General features: G+C 52.9%; 10 protein-coding genes. All 10 read left to right on the top strand.

From position 1 onward, the window contains the following. Positions 1 to 526, top strand: a 526-nt coding sequence (locus VIN66_RS02125; protein ID WP_331922456.1) for an outer membrane lipoprotein carrier protein LolA, incomplete at its 5' end; no start/stop codon positions are given. Continuing rightward, positions 523 to 2799, top strand: coding sequence for a hypothetical protein (locus tag VIN66_RS02120; protein WP_331922455.1), 2277 nt, complete (start codon positions 523 to 525; stop codon positions 2797 to 2799). The genes VIN66_RS02125 and VIN66_RS02120, both read left to right, overlap by 4 nt. Next, complete coding sequence (locus VIN66_RS02115; protein ID WP_331922454.1) at positions 2786 to 4027, top strand: NAD(P)/FAD-dependent oxidoreductase; 1242 nt, start codon at positions 2786 to 2788, stop codon at positions 4025 to 4027. The genes VIN66_RS02120 and VIN66_RS02115 overlap by 14 nt, the downstream gene beginning before the upstream one ends. After that, positions 4009 to 4572: a DUF3261 domain-containing protein gene (locus tag VIN66_RS02110; protein ID WP_331922453.1), complete on the top strand. Its 564-nt coding sequence runs from the start codon at positions 4009 to 4011 to the stop codon at positions 4570 to 4572. Before VIN66_RS02115 ends, VIN66_RS02110 begins: the two co-directional genes overlap by 19 nt. Next, positions 4569 to 5753: a beta-ketoacyl-[acyl-carrier-protein] synthase family protein gene (locus VIN66_RS02105; protein WP_331922452.1), complete on the top strand. Its 1185-nt coding sequence runs from the start codon at positions 4569 to 4571 to the stop codon at positions 5751 to 5753. The genes VIN66_RS02110 and VIN66_RS02105 overlap by 4 nt, the downstream gene beginning before the upstream one ends. Continuing rightward, positions 5750 to 6202, top strand: coding sequence for a hotdog family protein (locus VIN66_RS02100; RefSeq protein WP_273021513.1), 453 nt, complete (start codon positions 5750 to 5752; stop codon positions 6200 to 6202). Before VIN66_RS02105 ends, VIN66_RS02100 begins: the two co-directional genes overlap by 4 nt. Positions 6203 to 6204: 2 nt before the next feature. After that, on the top strand, positions 6205 to 6927 hold the full coding sequence (locus tag VIN66_RS02095) for a 3-ketoacyl-ACP reductase FabG2 (RefSeq protein WP_319004165.1): 723 nt from the start codon (positions 6205 to 6207) through the stop codon (positions 6925 to 6927). Continuing rightward, positions 6927 to 8156 (top strand): beta-ketoacyl-ACP synthase, encoded by a 1230-nt coding sequence (locus tag VIN66_RS02090; protein WP_331922451.1) that lies wholly within the window; start codon positions 6927 to 6929, stop codon positions 8154 to 8156. Before VIN66_RS02095 ends, VIN66_RS02090 begins: the two co-directional genes overlap by 1 nt. Beyond that, positions 8157 to 8960: a MipA/OmpV family protein gene (locus VIN66_RS02085; RefSeq protein WP_331922450.1), complete on the top strand. Its 804-nt coding sequence runs from the start codon at positions 8157 to 8159 to the stop codon at positions 8958 to 8960. Next, positions 8953 to 9369, top strand: a 417-nt coding sequence (locus tag VIN66_RS02080; RefSeq protein ID WP_331922449.1) for an excinuclease ABC subunit A, incomplete at its 3' end; no start/stop codon positions are given. The genes VIN66_RS02085 and VIN66_RS02080, both read left to right, overlap by 8 nt.

Here is a 9369-nt window from a genome sequence, read left to right as displayed (position 1 = left end):
AACACGGCTGCTTGGCGTACTGCTTGTTGCTGCTGCCTCGCCGCTACAGGCGGCTGCTGACAGTACATTATTACCCTGGCAGCCAGTGCAGGGGCGCTTTGTTTTTACCCAGCTAAAGCAATTGCAGGGGCTGCCGGTGCCGCTGCGCAGCAGTGGCACCATTGAACTGACAGATAATGAAATGCTCTGGCATACCACTACGCCGGTAGATAGCAAGTTATTGATCACGGCAGCAGGGGTTAGTCAGTGGCAGCAACAGCAGTTTGTTGCTGTAGCAGGCAGTGAGTTTGTCGGTCAGCTAATGCTGGCGGTATTGCAGCAAGATACAGACTTTATTACGCAACAGTTCGGCATACAGCAAGCTGACAATCACTGCTCCCTGTTGCGGCCGGTTGAGGCGCCACTGAACCAGTTTTTCAGCCAGATTGAGCTGTGTGGTGAAACCCAGCTTAGCAGCCTGACATTGCAGGAAACAAACGGCAATACTACGCAAATAACGCTTCAACCTGAGACAGCATCGCCGTGAAACAACAGGCAGGGAAGCTGAAATTTTATGGTTGGTTGCTGGCAGTACTGGCAACAGTGTTGTACGTGCTGCTGAGTGCGCCGTCAGTCCACTGGAACACTAATATCAGCGCGGCAATGCCCGGCAGTGTAACGGGCTGGCAGCAGCAATTACTGAAGCAAAACAACAGCAGCAGACATATCAGCCTGTTACTGAGCGGGCAAACGATAGCAGAGCTGCGTCAGGCGGCTGCACAGTTGCAACAGCGCCAGATCAGTCAGTTACACTGGGTCGAACCCGGCGTTACGATGCAGCAATTACAGACGGTTTATCAGCAGCATCAGGCGCTGCTGGCGAGCCCGCAGCAGCTGGCATTATTACGTAACGGCGATTATCAGCCACTGGTTGATGCTGCATTGCAGCGTTTATACAGCCCGGCGCCACTGCTGCCCGGCGCATTGCAACATGACCCACTGCTGCTAACGCAGCAAAAGCTTGAGCAATACACCAGCCAGAGCGGCTTACAACTGCGCCAGCGCTGGTTTGAACTGACGCAGCAGGGCCAGAGCGCACTGTTGCTGATGGCTACACTGGAAACCGATCCCTTTGATCGCGGCAGCGCCAACGGCATAGCCAGCGCACTGGAACAGCAACTGCAACAACTACAGCAGCAGTGGCCGAAACTGACCGTAGCCCGCAGCGGCGTGTTGTTTCACGCTGTTGTTGCTGCAGAGCGTGCCAGTTTTGAAATGCAGTTTTATGGTGGAATGTCGCTGGCGGCGATATTGCTGCTGTTGTGGTTTAGTTTCCGTAGCTGGAGGCCATTATTGCTGGCGCTGACCACCTTAGGTTGTGCTTCTGCCTTTGGTTTAGCCGCGGTGTTACTGGTTTTTAAGCAGCCGCATATCCTGGGGCTGGTGTTTGCCACTACGCTGATTGGTATCGCAATTGATTACTCGTTTCATGGCATGCTGGCAGCTAATCAGGGGCAGGCAGCATTCCGGCGTATGTTGCCGTCGCTGCTGCTCGGCTTGCTGACCACCGTATTGGGCTATCTGGCGCTGGTACTTTTGCCATTGCCGGTTTTAAACCAGGTCGCAGTGTTTATCTGTGCCGGCTTGCTGGCTGCTTTTATCACCGTATACATCGTTTTCCCGCGTTGGTTGCCAGCCCACAGTATGCAGGTTGCCCCGGCATTTTTGCGCTGCTGCGCTGCAATTAGCCGCGGTTACACCAGGGTGCCGGCTAAAGTGGTATTGCAAGTTGGATTGCCAGCGCTTCTGGCTATTGGCGGCAGCCTGTTCTATTTGATGCAGTTTAACGACGACGTGCGGTTATTTAATCAAAGCCCACAGACGCTGATCGCACAGGAGCGGCAGGTACGCAGCGTTGGCGGGCAAAATTGGGATAGCCGTTTTATCGTGGTATTGGGTGACAGTTACCAGCAATTATTGCAGCGCGAGCAGCAACTACAGCCGCAGCTGCAGCGCTGGCAGCAACAGGCAAAACTGAGTACATGGCAATCCACGGTGCAATCGGTGCCGCCGCTACAACAACAGGCGGAACTACAGCAACTGTTGCAACAGGCTTACCAGAGTGACGCTGTGCAGCAGTACCTGCAGCAATTGCAACTTAGCCCGCCGTCAACGACGCAGCAATGGCTGACGCCAGAGCAGTTACCTGCAGCTATGCTGCAGCAAATTCAACCATTGCAGAATGCGCAGGCGCAGTTTGTCTCTGTTACGTTGCTAAAAGATGTGGCGCTGAGTGCAGATGACATAGCGCTTTTGCCGCAATATCAGCAAACGTATTGGTTTGACCCTATTGCTGATACCAATACCAGCCTGCAACACTTGCGCAGTCAGCTCAGCTTGTGGCTGGTGCTGGCGTTGTGTTCTGCCGTGGTATTACTTGGCTGGCGCCTAGGCTTAAGGCCGGCAGCAGCTATCGTTTTATTATTACTACTGGCGATTGGCAGTGCTTTGCTTATTAGCCTTCTGCTGCAGCAGCAACTGAATATTTTTAATCTGGTCGCGGCGCTGCTGGTGTTAGCATTGGCGCTTGATTACGGCATTTTCTTTACTGCCCGGTTGCAGCATCAGGAGGTGGTGCAGGCGGTATTGTTATCGGCAATGACCAGCAGCCTGGCGTTTGGTCTGCTGAGTTTTAGTAGTACGCCGGCGATTGCCAGTTTTGGTTTAACGGTGTTTTTAGGGGTGGCGCTGTCATGTGCATTGGCGCCGCTGCTGAGTGTGATGGTTGTCAGGGAGAGTGAAAAGCGTGCAGCACTTTGATGTGGTAATTATTGGTGCCGGTCCGGCGGGTAGCTGTGCCGGAGCTATGCTGGCCAAAGCCGGTAAGCAGGTGTTGTGCATTGAAAAACAGCATTTCCCCCGCTTTAGTATTGGCGAAAGTTTATTGCCGCATTGTATGGAGTTTCTGGCGCAGGCCGGTTTGGAAAATGCCCTGCGGCAACAGGCTGAAACACTGGGGTATCAGTTTAAAAATGGCGCTGCTTTTTTAAAAAATGGTGTGCACAGTCAGTTTGATTTCACTGATAAATTTAGTCCCGGTCCGGGCACAACCTTTCAGGTAAGACGGGCATCGTTTGACAAGCTACTGGCCGATGAAGCCCAAAAACAGGGCTTGCAGATCCGTTATGGTATTAGCGTAATAGCCTTTGATAATACCGATCCGGCAACAGCAATACTGACAGTGCAGGATGAACAGCAGCAAAGCAGTCAGATCAGTGCTGGCTTTGTACTTGATGCCAGCGGTTTTGGCCGGGTATTGCCGCGCCTGCTGGATTTGGAAGTGCCGTCTGATTTTCCGGTGCGTCAGGCCTGTTTCTGCCATATCCGTGACGGCATTAGCGCGCAGAGTTTTGACCGCAATAAAATTCTGATCACTGTACATGATGAGTACCCGGATGTCTGGTTCTGGTTGATCCCGTTTAGTGATGGTACCGCCAGCCTGGGTGTGGTGGGCAAAACCAGCCGGTTTGATGACGGCATCAGTGCTGCAGACAACTTATGGCAGCATGTAAAGAAAACCGGCGAGCTGGCAGCGTTGCTGGTTGCGGCAGAACCGATAAATACCGCACAAAGCCTGGTAGGCTATTCTGCCAATGTACGTCAGCTGTATGGCGACAACTTTGCGTTGCTGGGTAACGCCGGTGAGTTTCTCGACCCGGTGTTTTCGTCCGGTGTCACTATAGCGCTGCGCTCAGCCGCTACCGCCGTGCCGTTGGTGTTGCAGCAGTTAAACGGTGATAAACCAGACTGGCAACAGCAGTACAGCGTGCCGCTGCGTAAGGGTATTACCACCTTCCGCCGCTTTGTCGAAGCCTGGTACGATGGCCGTTTTCAGGACATTATTTTCAGCAAATCCCGCAATAGCACTATTACGGCGATGATTAGCGCCATACTGGCAGGGTACGCATGGGATGAGAAAAACCCCTATGTGGCAGAAACAGAGCGGCGTCTTAACGTGTTAAGGGAAGTATGTCTCGACTCAGTCTGATTTTTATTCTGCTACTGACAGGTTGCCAGTTGCTGAGCGTTAAATCCGATAGTCAGGTACCGTTGGGTACAGGCTACTACCAGCTAAGCGATAGCTGGCCTGGGCCTGCCCAGCAACTGCTGCAGCAAGCCAGTTGGAGTGATGGCACTGAGCAACATCAATTTACCATCAGCGCTTTACTGCGCTCTGATGTGACATTACTGGTGGCGCTGTCACCAATGGGGCAGGAGTTATGGCGGGTGCAGTATCAGCAAGGACACCGTTTGTCTGTTTCCGGTATAGCACCTTTTAATCAGCCGCAGTTTGCCAGGTTGTTACTGGCGCAAATGCAACTGGCTTTATTAGGTAGCGCGCAGCTGAGCGGCAGACTGCATGCGCTGACGCTTGAACAAGACAGCAGCAGCAGGGTTGTGCTGGATGATAAGGATAATACTGTACTGCAGATAGCACAGCCACAGCAGCTTGGCCCTGGCCAGACTATAACCATTACAGCGACGGCTTACAGCCTGAAAATCACCACCTTACAGCAGGACTTTTTACCATGACCCCGACTACGCTAACGGCACTGGGTATTTGTTGTGCCCTGGGGCAATCTAAACAGCAGGTCTGGCAGAATGCCATCAGTGCCAGTCGCGCCGGTATGCAGTGGCGTAGCGACTTACTGCAGTCTGGTGATGCTGTGGTAGTAGGACAAGTTGCTGGTCAGCTGCCGGATCTGTCGGCCTGGCCGGCGCAGTTTCAAAGCCGCAATAATCAGCTGGCAGCGCTGGCGTACCAGCAAATTGCGGCAGAGGTTGCAGCACTGCGCCAGCAGATGGGCAGTGACAGAATAGCGGTGATTATCGGCAGCAGTACGTCTGGTATTGCTGAAGGTGAGCAGGCGATGCAGCACTACGTACAGCAGCAGCGCTTTCCGGCAGGTTTTCACTATCAGATGCAGGAGATGATCGCGCCGGCGGAGTTTATTGCGCAGCTGGCTAATGTCAGCGGGCCTTGCTATGCCATTTCAACCGCGTGCTCTTCCAGCGCCAGGGCATTAATGAGTGCCCGTAATTTACTGCTGGCTGACTTGGCGGATGCAGTTATTGTGGGCGGTGTCGACTCGCTGTGCCGCTTAACGCTAAATGGCTTTAAAGCGCTGGAGTCCGTATCTGCCGGCTTTTGCCAGCCTTTTAGTGCCAACCGTGACGGCATTAATATCGGTGAAGGTGCAGCACTGTTTGTCATGCAGAAACACCAGCCTGGCATTGCGTTGTTGGGCGCTGCAGCCTCTTCTGATGCGCATCATATGTCTGCACCTCATCCGCAGGGCCGCGGCGCGGTGGACGCTATTTTACGGGCATGCGAAGACGCTGCTATAAAACCGGCCCAGCTCGATTACATAAACCTGCATGGTACAGCAACACCTTTAAATGACAGCATGGAAAGTCAGGCGCTGGTGCAGCTGGCCTTAACGCAGGTTGCCGCCAGTTCCAGCAAAGCAATGACCGGCCATACACTTGGCGCCGCCGGAGCAATAGAAGCGGCGCTTTGCTGGCTTACATTGTCGCCTTATAATAGCGACAACCATTTGATCCCACATTGCTGGGATGAACAGCAAGACCCCGATTTACCTGCTTTGCAACTGGTGCAACCCAAACAGAGGCATAAGGTAACGTACTGCCTGTCTAACTCGTTTGCGTTTGGCGGTAATAACGTGGCATTAATATTAGGTAAAACGCTATGATCACGGGTTACAGCATCGAGCAGGTATTGCCACACAGGTCACCGATGATTCTGCTGGATAATTTTATTGAAGCGGGTGCAGATTACGCTGTTTGCAAAGTAACGATAGCAGAGCACAGCCAGTTTTATGATGGCGCTAGTCAGACGGTACCCGCTTACGTTGGTATTGAATATATGGCACAAACGATTGCCGCCTATGCTGGTGCAAGTAATCTGGCCAAAGGCGGCGCAGTTAAAATTGGCTTTTTGCTTGGTTGTCGCAAGTATCAGCCAGAAGTAACCGCTTTTACGCTTGGTACCGAGCTGACTATTACCGCGACGGAGCTGGTAACCGAAGATAATGGTTTAAGCGTGTTTGACTGCAGTATCATGCAGCAACAACAGTTATTGGTCAGCGCCAGATTAAATGTGTTTCAACCTGACAATCATCAGGCATGGCTAACGGAGTAGTAATGAAAAGAGTATTGGTCACAGGTTCTGGCCGCGGTATCGGCAAAGCCATTGCACTGCAACTGGCGGCACAGGGTTTTGATATCGCCGTACATTGCCGTTCAGACCGCGCCAGCGCAGATGCGGTTGTTGCCGCCATCACTGCACTTGGCCGTCAGGCCAGTTTACTGCAGTTTGATGTCGCCGACCGCAGTGGTGCAAAAGCGGCGCTGGAGCAGGATATTGCGCAGCATGGTGCTTATTACGGTGTGGTATGCAACGCTGGCATTACCCGTGACGGCGCTTTTCCTGCGCTGACTGAGCAGGACTGGGATCAGGTGATCCATACCAATCTTGACGGCTTTTATAATGTGTTGCACCCGGCGGTTATGCCGATGATCCAACTACGCAGTGGTGGCCGCATTGTCACTATAGCCTCAGTATCAGGTGTTGCCGGTAACCGCGGTCAGGTGAATTACAGCGCGTCAAAAGCAGGTTTAATTGGTGCTACCAAGGCGTTAGCGCTGGAACTGGCAAAGCGTAAAATCACGGTTAACTGCGTGGCGCCGGGCCTTATTGATACCGACATGGTGCAGGATATCGCCACTGAAGAGCTGATGAAAATGATCCCACTGCGACGTGCCGGCACGGCAGATGAGGTTGCAGCAACAGTGGCATTCTTATTTTCTGAACCGGCGGCCTACATTACCCGGCAGGTTATCTCTGTAAACGGCGGGATGGTGTAATGAAGCGGGTGGTTGTTACCGGTATGTCGGTTATTACCGCGCTGGGTGATACCTGGGCTGATTTTAAGCAGCAGTTGTGTCAGGGGAAAAATGCCGTTCGTGTTATGCCGCAGTGGGATAAGTTCAGCAACATGAGCACCCGGCTAGCCGCGCCTGTTCAGCATTTTCAGCGGCCAGAGCATTACTCGCGTAAAATGGTGCGTTCAATGGGCCGGGTATCTCTGATGGCAACGCGTACCACTGAGCTGGCACTGGAGGCGGCAGGTTTGCTCGGCCATCCGGCGCTCAGCGATGGCCGCTGCGGTATAGCTTATGGCTCATCCACCGGCAGTACCGACCCCATTCTCGCCTTTGGCCGCATGATGGATACCGGTGATATGACCGGTGTCACGGCGACCAGTTATATTCAGATGATGGCGCATACTACAGCGGTAAACGTAGGGGTATTTTTTGGTATAAAAGGCCGGGTCTATACCACCAGTTCGGCCTGTACATCCGGCTCGCAAGGTATTGGCTATGCCTATGAAGCCATAAAATACGGCAAGCAAACCCTGATGGTCGCCGGTGGCGCCGAAGAGTTGTGTGCCACCGAAGCCGCTGTTTTTGACACTTTGTATGCTACCAGTACTAAAAATGACACGCCGGAATTAACCCCCCGGCCTTTTGATCAGGCCCGTGATGGCCTGGTAATCGGCGAAGGCGCCGGCACACTGATCCTGGAAGAGCTGGAGCATGCGCTGGCGCGTGGCGCCACTATTTACGCCGAAGTAGTAGGTTTTGGCACTAACTCTGATGGGGTGCATGTTACCCAGCCGACAGACAGCACTATGGAAACCGCGATGCGTCTGGCGCTGGACGATGCCGCTGTGACTGCGGTAGATATCGGCTACATCAATGCTCATGGCACAGCCACCGACAGAGGGGATGTTGCTGAGAGTCAGGCTACAGCGCGGATATTTGGTAGTAACACGCCTATCAGTTCATTAAAAAGCTATCTGGGTCATACCCTGGGTGCCTGTGGTGCAATTGAAAGCTGGGCCAGCATCCACATGATGCAGGACGACTGGTATGCGCCGACATTAAACCTGACGCAACCTGATATGGCCTGTGGCGAGCTGGATTATATTATGCAGCATGGGCGAGAGCTGCGGGCTGACTATGTGATGAGCAATAACTTCGCATTTGGCGGCATCAATACCTCACTGATTTTTAAACGGTGGCTTGGTTAAATGCGGTTGATTGCGGCAGTAATGCTTTTGTGCCTTGGCTTGGCAAGCCCGGTATTAGCAGAGGACGTTTCGTGGCAGCTGGGGGCCGGAGTGGCGTACAGTCAGCTACCTGATTACCCGGGCGCCTCACAGCGGCAACATTATTTGCTGCCCTTTCCGTACTTTACCTACCGCAGTGACAAAATTACGCTCAACCGCTCAGAAGCCTTAGGTCAGCTTTTTGCCAATGGCAATTTTACGTTGAACCTCAGCCTGGCTGCGGCGTTACCAGTGAATAGTGACGACAATGCTGCCCGGCAGGATATGCCTGATTTGTTGTGGTTGACGGAAATTGGCCCCACTGCCGATTATCAGCTGTTTCAGAGCGAGACGGGCCGGTTGCAATTACGGCTGCCTGTGCGCAAAGCAATTGCGACGGATATTCAGCATTGGCAAGACGCCGGCTGGCGTGTTGAACCACAACTGCGCTGGCAGCAGAACTTAGTGAGCAATGTGCACTGGACCAGCCAATTCGCGATAAACTGGAGCGACAAGCGCTATCACCAGTATCTGTATGGTGTTAACACCCTTTATGCCAGTGCAGACAGACCACAATACGATGCCAGCTCCGGTTATGCCGGCTGGCGCTGGTCAAATGGCATTGTATTGCAACATCAGCGCTGGTGGCTGGGTGGCTTTATCCGCTACGATAATTTGCAGGGGGCAAGCTTCGCCGATAGCCCACTGCTGCAACGTGAACACAATGTCAGTTTTGGTGTAGCACTGGCATGGATATTTAAACAACAAGGACATTATTATGAATAAAGTTATGACGATACTGGCGTTATCTGCCGTGGTGATAAGCGGTGCAGCCCAGGCTCGCAACGATGTGCTGACATTACCATTGGACAGCATTATTGGCACTGAGAAAGCAAAACAGGCGTTGCACGAAGTACCAGTGTACTTCGCTGGTCAGAACCACCCGGCCATCAGCAAAAATTGGGGCGAAGTATCAACCAGCCGGAAAACCAATGCTTTTGGTAAGTCAGACGAAGAAGCTTGCCAGTGGGTATTGTTGTCGGCATTAAAAGTGTTGCAGGAAGCAGCACAACAGCGTGGTTACGATGCTGTGGTGAATATCCGTTCAAACTATCAGAATAAAGAATTTACCAGCGCAACTGAATTTCAGTGTGGCGCCGGCGCCATCATGGCCGGTGTGGCCTTGAAAGGCGAT

The organism is Rheinheimera sp., from assembly GCF_036568245.1.
Classification (GTDB): Bacteria; Pseudomonadota; Gammaproteobacteria; order Enterobacterales; family Alteromonadaceae; genus Alishewanella.
Note: the sequence above shows the minus strand (reverse complement) of the source record. Positions and strands in the feature narration are given on the sequence as shown.

Coding starts and splice junctions, on each gene's coding strand:
- VIN66_RS02095 (WP_319004165.1), top strand. CDS start 6,205: ATGAAAAGAGTATTGGTCACAGGTTCTGGCCGCGGTATCGGCAAAGCC.
- VIN66_RS02090 (WP_331922451.1), top strand. CDS start 6,927: ATGAAGCGGGTGGTTGTTACCGGTATGTCGGTTATTACCGCGCTGGGT.
- VIN66_RS02110 (WP_331922453.1), top strand. CDS start 4,009: ATGTCTCGACTCAGTCTGATTTTTATTCTGCTACTGACAGGTTGCCAG.
- VIN66_RS02105 (WP_331922452.1), top strand. CDS start 4,569: ATGACCCCGACTACGCTAACGGCACTGGGTATTTGTTGTGCCCTGGGG.
- VIN66_RS02085 (WP_331922450.1), top strand. CDS start 8,157: ATGCGGTTGATTGCGGCAGTAATGCTTTTGTGCCTTGGCTTGGCAAGC.
- VIN66_RS02100 (WP_273021513.1), top strand. CDS start 5,750: ATGATCACGGGTTACAGCATCGAGCAGGTATTGCCACACAGGTCACCG.